General features: G+C 60.7%; 13 protein-coding genes and 1 riboswitch. Of the genes, 5 read left to right on the top strand and 8 right to left on the bottom strand.

The genetic code is table 11. The features are described from left to right. Positions 1-147: 147 nt before the first annotated feature. Positions 148-2,037 carry a phosphomethylpyrimidine synthase ThiC gene (thiC, locus tag MEB48_RS11025; protein ID WP_237884288.1) on the bottom strand — a complete coding sequence of 630 codons (1,890 nt, stop codon included), beginning with the start codon at positions 2,035-2,037 and terminating at the stop codon, positions 148-150. A gap of 165 nt (positions 2,038-2,202) precedes the next feature. After that, a riboswitch (TPP riboswitch) is annotated at positions 2,203-2,308 on the bottom strand. Between the two features lie 191 nt (positions 2,309-2,499). Here thiC and MEB48_RS11020 point away from each other — a divergent pair. After that, entirely contained in the window at positions 2,500-3,933 is a 1,434-nt protein-coding gene (locus tag MEB48_RS11020; RefSeq protein WP_237884287.1) for a TolC family outer membrane protein, read from the top strand. 80 nt (positions 3,934-4,013) lie between these two features. Here the strand turns inward: MEB48_RS11020 and waaA are convergent, their stop codons facing one another. Both waaA and MEB48_RS11010 read right to left on the bottom strand, forming a co-directional pair. Next, positions 4,014-5,291, bottom strand: a complete 1,278-nt coding sequence (gene waaA, locus MEB48_RS11015) for a lipid IV(A) 3-deoxy-D-manno-octulosonic acid transferase (RefSeq protein ID WP_237884286.1) — start codon at positions 5,289-5,291, stop codon at positions 4,014-4,016. Positions 5,292-5,313: 22 nt separating this feature from the next. Then, positions 5,314-6,204: a LysR family transcriptional regulator gene (locus MEB48_RS11010; protein ID WP_237884285.1), complete on the bottom strand. Its 891-nt coding sequence runs from the start codon at positions 6,202-6,204 to the stop codon at positions 5,314-5,316. Between the two features lie 103 nt (positions 6,205-6,307). Between MEB48_RS11010 and MEB48_RS11005 the strand changes: the two genes are divergently transcribed. The 4 genes from MEB48_RS11005 (at position 6,308) to MEB48_RS10990 (ending at position 9,762) form a co-directional block, all read left to right on the top strand. After that, entirely contained in the window at positions 6,308-6,640 is a 333-nt protein-coding gene (locus tag MEB48_RS11005; RefSeq protein WP_237884284.1) for a DMT family transporter, read from the top strand. Positions 6,641-6,776: 136 nt separating this feature from the next. Further along, complete coding sequence (locus tag MEB48_RS11000; protein WP_237884283.1) at positions 6,777-7,952, top strand: NAD(P)/FAD-dependent oxidoreductase; 1,176 nt, start codon at positions 6,777-6,779, stop codon at positions 7,950-7,952. Further along, a complete protein-coding gene (locus MEB48_RS10995) occupies positions 7,949-8,761 on the top strand; it encodes an aldo/keto reductase (protein ID WP_237884282.1) in 813 nt (270 codons plus the stop codon). The genes MEB48_RS11000 and MEB48_RS10995 overlap by 4 nt, the downstream gene beginning before the upstream one ends. Positions 8,762-8,793: 32 nt before the next feature. After that, a complete protein-coding gene (locus tag MEB48_RS10990; protein WP_237884281.1) occupies positions 8,794-9,762 on the top strand; it encodes a metal ABC transporter ATPase in 969 nt (322 codons plus the stop codon). 121 nt (positions 9,763-9,883) lie between these two features. Here MEB48_RS10990 and hldE read toward each other — a convergent pair whose 3' ends face one another. The 5 genes from hldE to MEB48_RS10965 all read right to left on the bottom strand — a co-directional run bounded on the left by hldE (position 9,884) and on the right by MEB48_RS10965 (position 16,821). Next, positions 9,884-11,305, bottom strand: coding sequence for a bifunctional D-glycero-beta-D-manno-heptose-7-phosphate kinase/D-glycero-beta-D-manno-heptose 1-phosphate adenylyltransferase HldE (gene hldE / locus MEB48_RS10985; protein WP_030130457.1), 1,422 nt, complete (start codon positions 11,303-11,305; stop codon positions 9,884-9,886). Positions 11,306-11,381: 76 nt separating this feature from the next. Then, on the bottom strand, positions 11,382-12,803 hold the full coding sequence (locus MEB48_RS10980; RefSeq protein ID WP_237884280.1) for a PIG-L deacetylase family protein: 1,422 nt from the start codon (positions 12,801-12,803) through the stop codon (positions 11,382-11,384). A gap of 16 nt (positions 12,804-12,819) precedes the next feature. Beyond that, positions 12,820-13,716 carry a GNAT family N-acetyltransferase gene (locus tag MEB48_RS10975; protein WP_237884334.1) on the bottom strand — a complete coding sequence of 299 codons (897 nt, stop codon included), beginning with the start codon at positions 13,714-13,716 and terminating at the stop codon, positions 12,820-12,822. Beyond that, positions 13,716-15,506 (bottom strand): lipid A export permease/ATP-binding protein MsbA, encoded by a 1,791-nt coding sequence (gene msbA / locus MEB48_RS10970; RefSeq protein ID WP_237884279.1) that lies wholly within the window; start codon positions 15,504-15,506, stop codon positions 13,716-13,718. Before msbA ends, MEB48_RS10975 begins: the two co-directional genes overlap by 1 nt. Before the next feature lie 103 nt (positions 15,507-15,609). Next, entirely contained in the window at positions 15,610-16,821 is a 1,212-nt protein-coding gene (locus MEB48_RS10965) for an O-antigen ligase family protein (RefSeq protein ID WP_237884278.1), read from the bottom strand.

The following is a 16,821-nucleotide window of genomic DNA, read 5'->3' as shown; positions in this document are numbered from 1 at the left end:
TAGCGCCAGCCTCAAAAGGGGTGATGTGATCGTTCCCACGCTCCGCGTGGGAATGCAGCCCGGGACGCTCCGCGTCCCAAGAACGGCGTGACGCAGAGCGTCACAGGAGGCATTCCCACGCGGAGCGTGGGAACGATCAGTACGGGATCAAACCTTCTTGTACAACTGACTGCCTTCCTGTTTGAATCGCTCGGCCTGTTCCGCCAATCCCTGGGCGACTTCGGCATCGACCGTTTCAATCCGCTGGTTGGCCGCATATTCACGGACTTCCTGGGTGATCTTCATCGAGCAGAATTTCGGCCCGCACATCGAGCAGAAGTGCGCGACCTTGGCCGAATCCTTCGGCAGGGTTTCATCGTGGTACGAGCGCGCGGTGTCCGGGTCCAGGCCCAGGTTGAACTGGTCTTCCCAACGGAATTCGAAACGCGCCTTGCTCAAGGCATTGTCGCGAATTTGCGCGCCTGGATGCCCCTTGGCAAGGTCGGCAGCGTGAGCCGCGATCTTGTAGGTGATGATCCCGGTCTTCACGTCATCCTTGTTCGGCAGGCCCAAGTGCTCCTTCGGCGTCACGTAGCAGAGCATGGCGCAACCGAACCAGCCGATCATCGCCGCACCGATACCGGAGGTGATGTGGTCGTAGCCTGGGGCGATGTCGGTGGTCAGCGGGCCGAGGGTGTAGAACGGCGCCTCGTCGCAGCACTCAAGCTGCTTGTCCATGTTCTCTTTGATCAACTGCATCGGCACGTGGCCCGGGCCTTCGATCATGCACTGCACGTCGTGCTTCCAGGCGATCTTGGTCAGCTCGCCGAGGGTTTCCAGCTCACCGAATTGTGCGGCGTCGTTGGCGTCGGCAATCGAGCCCGGACGCAGGCCATCGCCCAGCGAGAAGCTGACGTCGTAGGCCTTCATGATTTCGCAGATGTCTTCGAAATGGGTGTAGAGGAAGTTTTCCTTGTGGTGCGCCAGGCACCACTTGGCCATGATCGAACCGCCACGGGAAACAATACCGGTCACGCGTTTGGCGGTCAGCGGCACGTAGCGCAGCAGCACGCCAGCGTGGATGGTGAAGTAGTCGACGCCCTGCTCGGCCTGCTCGATCAGCGTGTCGCGGAACAGTTCCCAGGTCAGGTCTTCAGCAGCGCCGCCGACTTTTTCCAGGGCTTGATAGATCGGCACGGTACCGATCGGCACCGGCGAGTTGCGGATGATCCATTCGCGGGTTTCGTGAATGTGCTTGCCGGTGGACAAGTCCATGACCGTGTCCGAACCCCAGCGAATGCCCCAGGTCAGTTTCGCCACTTCTTCTTCGATGGACGAACCCAAGGCGCTGTTGCCGATGTTGCCGTTGATCTTCACCAGGAAGTTACGGCCGATGATCATCGGTTCCAGTTCGGTATGGTTGATGTTGGCCGGAATGATCGCGCGACCGCGGGCGATCTCTTCACGGACAAATTCCGGCGTGATGATTTTCGGTACGCTGGCGCCGAAGCTGTAACCGGCGTGCTGCTGGTCCAGCAAGCCCGCGGCACGGGCCACTTCGAGCTTCATGTTTTCGCGGATGGCGACGTATTCCATCTCGGCGGTGATGATGCCTTTGCGCGCATAGTGCATCTGGCTGACGTTAGCCCCGGCCTTGGCGCGGCGCGGGTTGTTCACGTGGGCGAAACGCAGCTTGGTCAATTCCGCATCGGCCAGGCGTTCCTGACCGAAATTGGAGCTCAGACCCGGCAGACGCTCGGTATCGCCACGGGATTCGATCCACGGTGAACGCACGTCGGCGAGGCCTTTGCGCACATCGATGACAACGTTGGGGTCGGTGTACGGGCCCGAGGTGTCATACACCACCACCGGCGCGTTGATTTCACCGCCGAAGTCGGTCGGGGTCACGTCCAGGCTGATTTCGCGCATCGGCACGAGGATGTCCGGGCGTGTGCCCTGGACATAGATTTTTTGCGAGCGGGTAAACGGCTGAACCGATTGCTGATCGACCTTGGCCGAGTCACTCAGATTGGTTTCGATTTTTGATTTTGTAGTCATCACGGGCTCTCCAGACACACATCCAGGCAGTGGATTTTTTGTCGGAGCGAACCTGTAAACGAATGGACGCACGGGTGCTGGAAAACCAGCTGTGCTGTGCTCGATGCTCGAGGGGTGTTCGATTGTCGAACAACATCCCGGACGAAGCACAAGAGGACTCGCCGGGTGACGAGAAATCTTGTTCCCTACGCAGGCGCTAACCTGATCAGGTTCAACGGGATCCGAAATTATTCGATCTCAGCCTCATAGCAAGGCACCCCGACAAGAACCCGGCCAGTCTAGACACAACCGGCAAAGAACGCCAACTCCACAGCAAACACCGTGATGAATGGCGCAATTACAGGATTGTTGTCGTACGAGCGTGCAACTACACTCGCTACGCTGTGCTGCGCCTTGACGCTGCAGGGCGCCGCGCCGTAGCCTTGGCGCTCAAATTATCAGCGTAATGTTTAGGGATGGCTCATGCTGCGCAAACTCTCACTGGCCCTTGCCGTGTCTTGTGCGTCCAATGGAATGGCCTGGGCAGCAGAAGCGCCCTTATCGACCAAGACCGATCTGGTCAGCGTCTATCAGGAAGCGGTGGACAACAATGCCGACATCGCTGCCGCCCGCGCCCAATATGGCGCCCAGAAGGAAGTCGTACCCCAGGCCCGCGCCGGGTTGCTGCCCAACCTGTCCGCCGGTGCCGACCTGAACAACACTCGCACCGAGCTCGATCAGCCATCGCTGACCTCGACCCGCAGTGGCACGGTGTATCAGGCAACCCTCGCGCAGCCGATTTTCCGCGCCGATCGCTGGTTCCAGTTGCAGGCCGCCAAGGACGTCAACGAACAGGCCGCCCTGCAACTCTCGGCCACCGAACAGAACCTGATCCTGCAAAGCGCCGAAAGCTACTTCAATGTACTGCGCAGCCAGGACACCCTGGCCTCGACCAAGGCCGAAGAAGCGGCGTTCAAGCGTCAACTCGACCAGTCCAACGAGCGCTTCGATGTCGGCCTGTCGGACAAGACCGACGTGCTGCAATCCCAAGCCAGTTACGACACGGCGCGGGCCAACCGGATTCTCGCGCAGCGTCAGGTAGATGACGCGTTCGAAGCGCTGATCACCTTGACCAACCGTCAGTACAACTCGATCCAGGGCATCGTCCATACCTTGCCGATCCTGCCGCCAGCACCGAACGACGCCAAGGCCTGGGTCGATACCGCCGCCAAACAGAACCTGAATTTGCTGGCCAGCAACTACGCGGTGAGCGCCGCCGAGGAGACTCTCAAGCAGCGCAAGGCCGGACATGCGCCCACCCTGGATGCGGTCGCGCAATACCAGAAAGGTGACAACGACGCCCTCGGCTTTACCAATCCGAACCCGAACGGCGTGCGTTACGGCGGTGATGTCGAGCAGCGCACTGTCGGCCTGCAATTGAGCATCCCGATCTACAGCGGCGGGTTGACCAGTTCCCAGGTGCGCGAGTCTTACTCACGGCTGGGTCAGACCGAACAACAACGCGAAGCGCTGCGTCGTCAGGTGGTGGAAAACACCCGCAACCTGCACCGTGCCGTGAACACCGACGTCGAACAAGTGCAGGCACGCCGACAGTCGATCATCTCCAACCAGAGCGCGGTGGAAGCGACCGAAATCGGTTATCAGGTGGGGACGCGCAACATCGTCGACGTGCTCGATGCCCAGCGTCAGCTGTACACCTCAGTGCGCAACTACAACAACACCCGCTACGACTACATCCTCGACAACCTGCGCCTGAAACAGGCCGCCGGTACTTTGAACCCGGGGGACTTGCAGGACCTGACGCGTTATCTCAAAGCCGACTACAACCCGGACAAGGACTTCCTGCCACCGGATCTGGCCAAGGCTGCGGCGGAACAACTCAAAGCCCGTCCTTGACACAGGACCTGTAGGAGCCAGGCTTGCCGGCGAAGGCGTCCTTAAGAGCGCCTTCGCCGGCAAGCCTGGCTCCTACAAGGTCAGGGCTTGATCAACTTGCCCAACCCATCCAGCAACCGCTGCAACGCGCCCTGGTTGGTGCGCATCACCTTCAACCCCGCCTCCGCCATCCGCTGCGCATCGCTCGGCAATTCGAACAGCCGCTGCACCGCCAGCGCCAGACCTTCGGCATCTTCGACCTCGGCCAACGCCCCGGCACTGTGCAACTGTGCGGCGATTTCGAGGAAGTTGAACAGGTGTGGCCCGCTGAGCACCGGTTTGGCCAGGGCCGCCGGCTCCAGCAGGTTATGACCGCCGTTCGGCACCAGACTGCCACCGACAAACGCGCTGTCGGCCAACGCATAGAGAAACAGCAACTCGCCCATGGTGTCGCCCAGCAGCACCGAAGTGCCTGCGGTGACCGGCTCGCCCATCGAACGCCGCACTGTGGCGAAACCCTGCTGCCGGCACAATTCGAATACCGGGTTGAAACGCTCCGGATGACGCGGCACCAGAATCAGCAAGGCATCGGGGTGACTGGCCAGCAGTCGACGATGGGCAGTCAGCACCACATCATCTTCACCTTCATGTGTACTCGCGGCGATCCATACCGGGCGATCCTGCGCCTGCCACTGCGCACGCAATTCGCCAGCACGCTGCAGCAGTTGCGGGTCGATGGTCAGGTCGAACTTGATCGAACCGGTTACTTCGACGGTTTCCGGGCGTGCGCCCAAATCCCGGAAGCGCTGCGCCTCGGCTTCGGTCTGCACCGCGAACAGGCTCATCTCGGCGAGCATCGGCTGAGTCAGTTTATGGAAGCGGCCATAACCTTTGGCCGAACGTTCGGACAGTCGCGCGTTGGCCAGCGCCACGGGAATCCCGCGTTTGGCGCATTGGTGGATATGGTTGGGCCAGAGCTCGGTTTCCATGATCACCGCCAGCTTCGGCCGGGCCCGATCAAGGAACCGCTTTGCTGCGCAGGGTAAGTCATAAGGCAAATAGCAGTGTTGAATGCGCGGCTCGTTGGCGAACAGTGCCTGGATGCGCTCGGACCCGGTCGGGGTCATGCAGGTGACCGTGATCGGCAGCGTCGGATACCGTTGCAGCAAGGCACGAATCATCGGCGCCGCGGCGATGCTTTCGCCCACCGACACCGCGTGCACCCAGAGGCCGCCCGGCTTCATCGCCGGCAGCGAGAGAGAGAAACGCTCGCCAATGCGCTTGGCATACGCCGGCGCCTTGCGCGCCCGCAGCCAAAGCCGAATCGCTACCAATGGCAGCCCCAGGTAAAACAGCGCGGTATAGAGAGTTCTATTCATGGCGGCGGAGTTTATCGGTTTTTTAGCCGATCGCCTGCAAGTGCACGGCAAAACGTTCCGCCAGCCAACGAGCCGCCGGGCCGAGGGGCTCGTCGCGGCGCCAGACCAGTTCGACAATCAGTGCCGGCGGAGTCCATTCGCTGGTCAATTCGACCATCTGATTCTGGTACGCCGGGTACTGCACCACATGTCGCGGCAGCCAGGCCCAGCCGAGACCGCGCATCACCCATTCAGCCATCACGTAGAAACTGTCGGCGCGCCAGACCTGCGGGCTGGCCGGCTCGTTGCCGGGATAGACGCTGGACTGCGTGGACATCAGCAACTGTCGATGCTGCGCCATTTGCTGGCAATCGATCTGCGCCTGCTTCGCCAAGGGATGCCCCACGCCGCACACCGTGACCATTTCGACACTGCCCAGCACCCGCCGCTCAAGGGCTTCGGGAATCTGTTCGTGATAGAACAACAAGCCCAGATCGGCCCGGCGCTCCACTAATTTACGCGCGACATCGCCCTGGGCGGCGCTGGTCAGTTGCACTTCGAGGCTGGGAAACTTTTCCGCCAGGGCCTCGAAGCTTTCAACCACCGCTTGATAGGGCATTGCTTCGTCCTGAGCCACCCGCAGACTCGCTTCCTGGCCACGCATCATCGCCAATGCGCGGCCGTTGAGGCGCTCGCATTGGCGCAGCACTTCCCGCGCCTCTTCAAGCAGGGCGGTGCCGGCTTCGGTGAGTTTCGGCTGACGACCACTGCTGCGATCGAACAGGCTGACACCCAGGTCCTCTTCCAGCAGCGCAATCGAACTGCTGACCGCCGACTGTGCCTTGCGCTGATCCCGCGCCACCGCGGAAAACGAACGCTGTTCCGCGACGCTGACAAACAAGCGCAGCTGTTCCAGATTCCATTGCATGTTCATGGCTCAACCCATCTTTAGAACAGATAGGTAATGACTTTACCGCATCTGGCGAATCTCTAGAATGCCGACCTCAGAGAGCAACACTTCACACGAGGATTGACCCATGACCGCTTACTACTACCTGGCCATCGCCATCTGCGCCGAAGTGATCGCTACCGTTTCGATGAAAGCGGTCAAGGGTTTCAGCACGCCGTTGCCGCTGCTGCTGGTCATTGTCGGTTACGGCATTGCTTTCTGGATGCTGACCCTGGTGGTGCGCAGCGTTCCGGTGGGCGTGGCCTACGCGGTGTGGGCCGGCATGGGGATTGTGATGGTCAGCGTCGCGGCGCTGTTCATCTACGGGCAGAAGCTGGATGTGCCGGCGATGCTGGGGATGGCGCTGATTGTGCTGGGGGTTGTGGTTATTCAGCTGTTCTCCAAGAGCGCCGGACACTAAGGCCTGTAGGAGCTGGCTTGCCAGCGAAATGGCCGTATCTGGCACACCGCTTTCGCTGGCAAGCCAGCTCCTACAGACATCAAACCCGCCTCCCTTGTATATACTGCGCCCTCGTCTTGAACACTGAGGTCGCTGCATGCCATCCGTTATTTCCACCGACGTACTGATTGTCGGCGCTGGTGTCGCCGGCCTCTGGCTGAATGCGCGCCTGCGCCGCCAGGGTTTTTCGACCGTGCTGGTGGAAAGCGCCAGCCTCGGTGGCGGGCAAAGCCTGAAGTCCCAGGGCATCATCCACGGCGGCGCCAAGTACGCGCTGCACGGTGCTCTGACCGGCGCCTCGGAAGCCATTGCCGACATGCCGCGTCGCTGGCGCGAAGCGCTGGCCGGTGACGGCGAGTTGGACCTGTCCGGTGTGCGTCTATTGTCCGAAGCCCATTACCTCTGGTCCCCCGGCACCCTCGCCGGCAACCTCACCAGTTTCTTTGCCAGCAAAGCCGTGCGCGGGCGGGTCGATCAGGTCAAGGGCGAGCAGCTACCGCCAGCCCTGCAAGACAAGCGCTTCAAGGGCAAAGTCTACCGCTTGGCGGAACTGGTGGTTGACGTACCGAGCCTGATCCGGCGCCTGGCCGAACTGGCGGGCGATGGTTTGCTTGCCGGCCAGAAGATCGAACCGTTGCTGGAGGATGGAACACTGGTCGGCCTGAAAGTCGACGAGCGCGAGATCCGTGCCCAGCGCATCGTCCTGAGCGCCGGGGCCGGCACGGCGGCGCTGCTCGAAGCACTGGGGCTGAGCCAGCCCGCCATGCAGCGCCGGTCGTTGCACATGATCATCGCCAAAGGCCCAAGCCTCAAACCGCTGTACGCCCACTGTCTGGGCGGCGGCACCAAACCGCGCATCACCGTCACCACTCATCCGGCCGCCGATGGCCAATGGGTCTGGTATCTGGGCGGCGATATCGCCGAAGCCGAAGGTGTTGCCCGCGAACCCGCCGAACAAATCGCCACTGCGCAGAAAGAGCTCGGCCAATTGCTGCCATGGATCGACCTGAGCACGGTGCAATGGGCAACCTTGCGCGTGGATCGCGCCGAGCCGCTGCAATCGGGACTGACCCGCCCGGACAATGCGTTCCTTGCCGAACAGGGCCGCTTGCTGGTTGGCTGGCCGACCAAACTGGCGCTGGCGCCAGACTTCGCGGACCGGGTTATGGCAAGCCTTGACCGCGACGGAATCCAGCCCGGCCCGACGGCGACATTGCCACCGCTGCCGAAACCGCCAATGGGCGTCCCTGCCTGGGAGCAACTGCTGCCATGAGCCAACCCACCCTGCACGATCTGCATCGCCCTCTGGGCAGCACCGGCCTGCTGGTATCGCCTCTGGGCCTGGGCACGGTGAAACTTGGCCGCGATCAAGGGGTGAAATACCCCAACGGCTTCCAGATCCCCGGCGATGATGAAGCGCGCATGCTGCTCAAACTCGCGCAGGATCTGGGCATCAATCTGATCGATACCGCGCCGGCCTATGGCCGCAGCGAAGAGCGTCTAGGCCCGTTGCTGCGTGGTCAGCGTCAGGACTGGGTGATCGTCAGCAAGGTTGGCGAAGAGTTTGTCGACGGCCAGTCGCACCACGATTTCAGCGCCGCCCATACTCGCCTCTCGGTGGAGCGCAGCCTGCAAAGGCTGGAGACGGATGTTATCGATCTGGTGCTGGTGCACTCCGATGGCAACGACCTGGCAATCCTCAATGACAGCGAGGTCTATGCGACCCTTGCCGAGCTCAAGCGCGAAGGCAAGATTCGCGGTTTCGGTTTCTCCGGAAAAACCGTCGAAGGCGGCTTGAAGGCTCTGGAACAAGGTGATTGCGCGATGGTCACCTACAATCTGAACGAACAGAACGAGAAGCCAGTCATTGACTATGCTGCTGCTCACGGCAAAGCGATCCTGGTCAAAAAAGCCCTGGCCAGCGGCCACGTCTGCCTGAGCCCGGGCGTGGACCCGGTACGCGCCAGCTTCGAATTGTTGTTTGAACACCCGGGGGTGGCCAGTGCTATTGTCGGGACCATCAATCCGCTGCACCTCGCCCACAACGTCGCGACTGTTGCCCAAGTCCTTCGTAGCCATTGATGCCGCCCACGCGGCCTTAAGCAGGAGTCGACATGCCGCGTACGCTGATCAGAAAGAACCCGAGCAACTTCAAGACCCTGCCGTTATTCGTCGAAGCGACCCCCGAAGGCCTGAGTTATCAGAGCGTCGGAATGCCGCTGAATTTCTCCCAGACCCTGCAACGTCGCCGCCCGGTGACGGTGCCTGACAGCGAGCGGTTTGCCCTGGAGCTGGCGAATCTTGGGGTTTCGGTGCGCCTGACCCTGCATTGGCAGAATCGCGATTACTGGGTGTTGGTGCGTCAGCGTCGGCAGGACCGCGGCGATGTGGTGCTAAAGCTGATCTCGGGTTACGTGCCGGCCCATGAACTGAACCTGCCGTTGCACACGGCGACCCAGGAAATCGCCGAAGAGTGCCTGTTGGAAACCCCGGAAGGCTGGCTCAGCGGGCGTTTCAACGACACCTGGCTGCCAGCGCCCTATTCATCCGCCTTGCATTACCGCGAAGCCCTGCCGTTTCGCCTGACGCCGTTGTCCGGCTCGGCGCGGCCGGTGCGCTGCGCCCATATGCCGCTGATCGAACGCCCACAGGCCTACGTGCATTTGCCGACCGCGTCGCTGCAATTGATCTACGACTTGCGCCTGGACGTGCCCAAGGAAGCCAAATCCCTGAGCCTGTTTCATGTCGACGAACGGCTGGAGGGCGATCAACTGGTGGCCCGGCTCGATCGCAAACGTCCTGACTTGTATCTGATGCCATTGCAGGACGGTCTGCCCACTGCCGAGCTGTATACCTTGAAAAAGGATCAGCTGTACCCCGCGAGTACCCGCGGATTGTATCTGGCAGAGAGTTTTGCCCGACAGGAAGGATGGCTGGTGAAGGATGAGCGGATTCGCTGGAAAGACTGGGTGCGGCAACAGGGTTTGAGCCCGCCGGGGAAGGATTCGGGTTTAGCCCGCTTGCACGGAAAAGCAAAGCAACTGCTGAAAAGAATCGTGCCGCGCAAGGCTGCACGCCCCTGATCATTCCCACGCTCTGCGTGGGAATGCAGCCCGAGACGCTCCGCGTCTCAAAGCGGACGCAGAGCGTCCATAGAGGCGTTCCCACGCAGAGCGTGGGAACGATCAAGCACTCTCACCGCTATCAGTGATTGCGGATCTTCTCGACAATCGCCGTGGTCGAGCTGTTTTCCACCAGCCCCAGCACTTTCACGGTCCCGCCGTATGCAGTGACGATGTCTGCGCCGACTACTTGATCGATCCCGTAATCGCCGCCCTTGACCAACACATCTGGCTTGACCTCGCGCAGAAGGTTTTCCGGGGTACCTTCAGCGAAGCTGATTACCCAGTCCACGGCGCCCAGACCTGCCAGTACCGCCATGCGACGGTCGACGCTGTTGATCGGCCGACCCGGCCCTTTCAAGCGGCTCACCGACGCATCGTCGTTGACCGCCACGATCAGACGATCACCCTGGGCACGTGCCTGTTCGAGATAGGTCACGTGGCCGGCGTGCAGAATGTCGAAGCAGCCATTGGTGAACACAATCTTCTCGTTGTGCGCGCGTGCGTCGTCGACTGCCAGCAGCAGCTGCTCCAGCCCCAACACACCACGCTCGGAACCTTCTTCACGCTGAATCGCACGACGCAGTTCCGGCGCGCTGATAGCCGCCGTACCGAGCTTGCCGACCACGATGCCCGCCGCCAGATTGGCCAGGGCCACCGCGTGGGGCAGTTCTTCGCCAGCGGCGATCGCCGCCGCCAGGGTAGAAATGACGGTGTCACCGGCGCCGGTCACGTCGAACACTTCACGGGCACGGGCCGGCAGGTGCAACGCCGGATGATCCGGGCGCAGCAAGGTCATGCCGTGTTCGCCACGGGTCACCAGCAAGGCGCCGAGGTCGAGGTCGTGCATCAGCTGCGCGCCTTTGCTCACCAATTCGTGTTCGTCGGCGCAACCACCGACAATGGTTTCGAACTCGCTGAGGTTCGGGGTGATCAGGCTCGCGCCGCGGTAAATCGAGAAATCTTTGCCCTTGGGATCGGCCAACACCGGAATGCCACGGGCACGGGCGGCCTGGATCAGCACCTGATGGTTCTTCAGCGCGCCTTTGCCGTAGTCGGACAGCACCAGCACCTTGATGCCTTCGAGCAATTCGTCGACTTGCTCGCCCAGCGCCAGCGCGTCGGTAGAGAAAGGTTCTTCGAAGTCGATACGCAGCAATTGCTGGTGGCGGCTCATCACCCGCAGCTTGACGATGGTCGGCTGATGCGCGATGCGCTGGAACAATGCCCGTACGCCAGCGCCCTTGAGGCTATTGACCAGACTGTCGGCAGCCTCGTCGTCGCCAGTCACGCCGACCAGCGAGGCCGGCGCACCCAGCGCGGCAATGTTCAGGGCAACGTTGGCGGCACCGCCCGGGCGGTCCTCGATTTGCTCGACTTTGACGACCGGTACCGGTGCCTCAGGGGAAATCCGTGAGGTACCACCATGCCAGTAACGGTCGAGCATGACATCACCGACCACCAGGACAGGGGCCTGATCGAATCGTGGCATGGATAACTTCATGGAAACTCCAGGGGCAATAAAAGCGTCGCGGATAATAACATAGCGAAAGTGTACGGCCGCACGCGAGCAAAGAGGCTCAACGGCGGTCATCCTGTGGAGGGCCATCCAGCGGACGCACCCAGAAAAGTTCGTGTCGGCGCACCGCTTTGCGGAAGAACTCGTCTTCACCGGTGCGGGGCCAGCGACGCCCGGCCAATAACCGCTGAATCACCCGGCGCAGACGTCTTTTAAGCGGTGGACGGCCCTGCAAGTCGTGCTGCATGCCCAAGGCCATGGCTTTGTCCATGCGGGTTGGCGCGTCCAGCAACGGGCTCCATAGCCCATCGGCCGGCAACGGCTCGATGGTCGGCGGCAGGGCAATGCCATAACCCGCCGGGCCCATCGGCCAGCGGTCGTTGTCGTGCAGGTGATTGGCGTAGAGCAGCAGGGTACGCGGGCGCCAGGTACTGAGTTCAATCGCCTCCATCAAGGCGCGCGTGCTGGCGACATGATCGCTGTGCGGATCCAGTTCCGGATGGGGTGTCAGCACCGCATCGGGCCGGTGATGCTCAAGCAGACGCGCCAGATCAGCCACCAGGTTGCGCCAATGGGGCTGACCATCGACGTCCCCCGGCAGGCTCAGGGCATTGTGCCGACGCACCTCGCGTATATCGCTCTCCCCCGACTCCCGGGAACCGAAGCTTTGCTCCGGCTGCTGCGCCATCGCATTCAGTTGCAAGCAGTAGTAGCCCAATTGCACACACTGTTGTTGTGGCACCCCGCCCCACAGCGGCACTGCCAGACTGTCCCAACTGCGCAGACGCCCCTTTAGTCGGGCAGCCTGAGCGCTGTCGAGGCCCATATCGCGGTAGTTTTCGGCCTCGATCTCGCCTTGGGTCAACGTGACGATAGCCACCTCGGACGCCCGGCTATAGAGACCGAAAGCTGCCAGTTCGGCATCATCGGCATGGGGGGCGATGATCAACAGTCGCTGTTGACCAAAATCCGGATGACTCAGGGCGTGCAAAGTTGCCTGTGGCGCCAGGCTGCAAAAGCGTCCACGTAATGTCAGGGTTCCGGCTGCCAGCGCCGAACCTTGCCCGGACAGATTGAGAAAACGCTCTCCCGCTACACCGCGCTCCAGATCCTGACGGTCGTCTCCGATCCATACCTGGGGATCAAGAAAGCGACCCAGCCAGTGACTCTTGACTCGCACCTGCAAAACCAGGGTTTGCGCCACATCAAAGTCACCCGCCACTTGCAAGATGTCATTGGCCAGGGTGGCGGGGAACTGCGGCGTACCCGCCGGGAAGTCATAGCGATAATCGTCGCCCGGGGCATAGAACAGGTGGTCGGCGAACCAGGCTTCATGGGCGATCCAGCCCAGCAGCAGGAACAGCGGCAGCGGCCACCAGGCGACAAAAATGCCAAATAGCAATGCCACCAACAATGCACCGATCAGCACCACACGTTTGCGTTGGCGATGGCGTTTCAGCAATTGTTGCTTGCGTGCGCTCATGACTGCCTGTCCTCGCTCAAACCTGATAGACCGGAACCCGGTGACACCAGCGATCCTTGTATTCGCGATCGGCGCGACCGAACGAGTAACGCAGCGGCTTGCCCACGGCTCGGGCCTGCTCCCACGCGGCTTGGGTGTTGACGAAACTGAGTACACTGCCGGGGCTGAATTCGCGATTCTGCGGGTCGACACCGCCGTTAATGTATTCCAGGCTGACCCATTTGGGCGCCTCGACCCGGTACAGAATCTGGATCGCCACCGGCTCGTCGTTCAGGTAGATCAAGGACCCGGTCATGAACTCACGCAACAGGCTGAACACTTCAGCCAGATGCGTCTTGCCCGGGGCTGCAAAGTTCCAGCGGCGCTGGAACAGGTCGGCATAGATGCTCGCCTGTTCGCTGGCGCCAAGCTCCAGCATCGGTCGGATGATGCCACCCGCCTCTTCCAGCAAACGCTGATCGCGACGTTGGTTGTAGCGAAACTTCTTGCTGTAGTCCTCGGGCTCACGCGCCAGCGCCAGGCCTTCGGGCTGCTCAGCGAGGCCGGTGATGTTTGGGGCATTGAGTTCGGACACATAACGCGCGCGATGCCGCACACGAACCTGGGTATCTTCGGCAACCGGCAGGATGATCTCGGCATTGCCGAGATCGAGCAGGCCACGTTTGCCTTCACGCTTGAGCACTTCCTTGGACAAGGCCACATGACGGCCCCAGGTCGGCATCGCGGCGCACAATTCACCCTCGACGAACCAGCCCAGATAACGCACCGGAATGCCTACCAGCCCCGCCAGGCGCTCAACGATTTCGGGATGAGTCGCCACGCTGCCGCCAAACTGTTGCCAGGCCTGGGCGTAAGCCGTGGCATCAATGGGAGTCCAACCGCTTTCTCGCCAGGTTCGCCAGTAACTCAAAATCAAACGTGAGACTCCGTCATCGCCTCGTCGGTGCTTTCGACGAAATCCTTCTCGTGCAGGCGTGCATAGAGACCGTTCAACGCCAACAACTCGGCGTGGGAGCCGCGTTCGACGATGCGGCCCTGGTCCATCAGCAGGATCAGGTCAGCCTTCTCGATGGTCGACAAGCGGTGAGCGATCACCAGCGTGGTACGGCCCTTCATGACTTGCTCCAGAGCCCCTTGAATGTGGCGCTCGGATTCGGTGTCGAGGGCCGAAGTGGCCTCATCGAGGATCAGCAATGGCGCATTCTTGAGCAGTGCCCGGGCAATCGCCAGACGCTGGCGCTGGCCGCCGGAAAGCAGCACGCCATTTTCGCCCACCAGGGTGTCGTAGCCTTGAGGCATTTGCTCGATGAACTCGGCCGCGTAGGCATCTTCGGCAGCCTTGCGCACATCTTCAAATGGTGCGCCGGCGAGGTCGCCGTAGGCGATGTTGTTCGAGACGCTGTCGTTGAACAGGGTGACCTGTTGGGTCACCAGGGCAATGTGTCGACGCAGGTTGGTCAGCTTGTATTCCTCGACATCCAGACCGTCGAGCAGGATCTGGCCTTTGTCGTGGTGATAGAAACGCGGAATCAGGTTGGCCAGGGTCGACTTGCCGCTGCCTGAACGCCCCACCAGAGCCACCATCTGGCCCTCTTCGGCGGTAAAGGAAATATCATTGAGCACGACTTTCTCGGTGCCCGGGTACTGGAAGCTCAGGTTACGCACCTCCAGGCGACCGCTGACGCGCACCATCTCCTTGGTACCCGTATCGACTTCCGGAGCTTCGTCGAGCTGCTCGAAGATGCTCTCCGCACCGGCCAGCCCTTTCTGGATCGTGGCGCTGACTTCCGACAACTGACGAATCGGCTTGGGTAACAAACCAGCGGCGGTAATGTAGGCAACCAGTTCGCCAGCAGAGGCATCGCCGCGAAGGTAAAGCACCAGATACATCAACACAGCCATGCCGACGTAAATCACCAGTTGCAGCATCGGGGTGTAGATCGACTGGGTGCGGGTCATGCCCAGGCTGCGGTTCATGTTGTCGGCGCTGGCCTTGTGGAACCGATCGATTTCGTAGGTCTCACCGCCAAAGCTGCGAACCACGCGATAGCCCTGGATCGTCTCCGAAGCCACATGGGTCACATCGCCCATCGCCACCTGGATTTTCTTGCTTTGCTTGCGAAATTTCTTGCTGGCGCTACTCACCAGAATCGCGATGACCGGCAGGATCGCCAGCAATACCAGGGTCATTTTCCAGTTGCTATAGAGCAGGTAACCGAACAGGAACACCACCGTCAGGCCTTCGCGGATCACCACTTTGATCGCATCGGTGGCGGCACCGGTGACCATGGTCACGTTATAGGTGATACGGGAAATCAGGTGACCGGAGTTGTGGTTGTCGAAGTAGCGGTTAGGCAGGGTCAACAGGTTGTCGAACAAGGCGCAACGCAAGTCGTGGACTACGCCACGGGCAACCTTGGCCAGGTAATAGTTGCCCAGAAATGAGCCGATACCCTGGTAGACGGCAATCAGCACAATCAACAACGGTACGCCGAGTACCAGCGAGACACCCATAAACTTGGTGTCATTGGGTTTTTGCAAGGCGTCGAGAAAATGCTTGAGCATGTCCGCCAGCATCGGCTGGCTAGATGCAAATAGCACGAAACCGACAATACTGACGGCGAAAGCACCCCAGTACGGAAGCACGTATTTCAGCAACCGCAGGTAAATCTTCATGCTTGATTGCTGGTCGGAACTGGCCATTCGGCACGCCTCGTACGTTTGAAAAGACAGACAAGCTGTGGATTGTAACAGCGAACGAATTACAACATCGGTTCAGCCAGGATGAGGTGCCGAAAACGCAGCGTTAGCACTTCGCTTCCGGGCCAGCAGCATCAGGGGTTGAAACACTCCAGACGGAACCTTTGGTTTCATTGCTCCCACGAGTGGCCAACACGATACTCAAGGCAATCGGTAACCAGGTGATCAACCAGTCCGCATTGGGCTTGAGCCAGAGACCAATGCCATCGGTCATCAATGACGCCCCGGAAAACACCCAGAGTGCGAGCAACACTTGCCCCAATGGCTGCGCGCGCGAAATCCAGCCACGCCAGCCGGCCGTGAGCCACAGCCAGCCGAACAGCAGCAGGCCAGGTACTCCCAGACGCACACCGATATCCAGGAACAGGTTATGGGGATGTTTGAATGACTGTCCGATTTCAGGAACAGGAATCAGATACTCATGGAATCCCAATCCCATCCCCCAATGATCCAGCATCAATTGAATGCCGCCATTCCATAGCTCGGGACGGAAAGAAACGCCACGCTGCAAGAGGATTTCCGGCTTGAATACAGCAATGGACGCCGCCCCGAGGACCACCAGAATAATCAGCCCACCCCCCAGGCGCGACGGCCGTGCCACTCCCATCACGAACAGACAGGCCAACAAGCCGATCCACACACCACGGGTTTGGCTGAAGCCCAGGAATAACGCATATCCCAGTGCAGGAATCAGCAGCAACACCATCATCCAGGGATTGAAGCGCCTGGTCTGCAACGTGAAGACGCCAATAATCAGCAAGGCCCCCACCGCATGCGCGGCCATGATCGCAGTGTCCCATAAGCCAATAGCAATCAGCCTGCCGCTGAAAGGTTGAGCGGACACGTCATAAAAGTAGACCCAGGAAGCCGCAGCAAAAAAACCGCCCATGATCGACGCATACAACAACATGGACTCGAACCGCCACTTACGGTTCTGCGCAGCCAGTAGCACGCCTGACAAGGTAAGGGCCACATAGAGCGTCACCTTGCTTTTGCCGACGACGTTAGCGCCCCCCTCAACCATCAGCACCAATAACGTCCAGGCCGCGAAGATAGCAAAGAGGATGCACTCCGGCTGCTTGAGCATCACGCGAAAATCCCTGTGGAACAGCGCCAACGAGGCAGGCAACCACAGCAGGAAAATCATCATTTGGTGATAAAGCTTGTTGTCCGGCAGTACCCACGCCCCACACAGCAGCACGAGAAAACCGACAGACGCCCACATCGCCAAGGCATCCTTACCGATAATTTGCTTCAT

The organism is Pseudomonas sp. PGPR40, assembly GCF_022014505.1.
Taxonomy (GTDB): domain Bacteria; phylum Pseudomonadota; class Gammaproteobacteria; order Pseudomonadales; family Pseudomonadaceae; genus Aquipseudomonas.
Note: the sequence above shows the minus strand (reverse complement) of the source record. Positions and strands in the feature narration are given on the sequence as shown.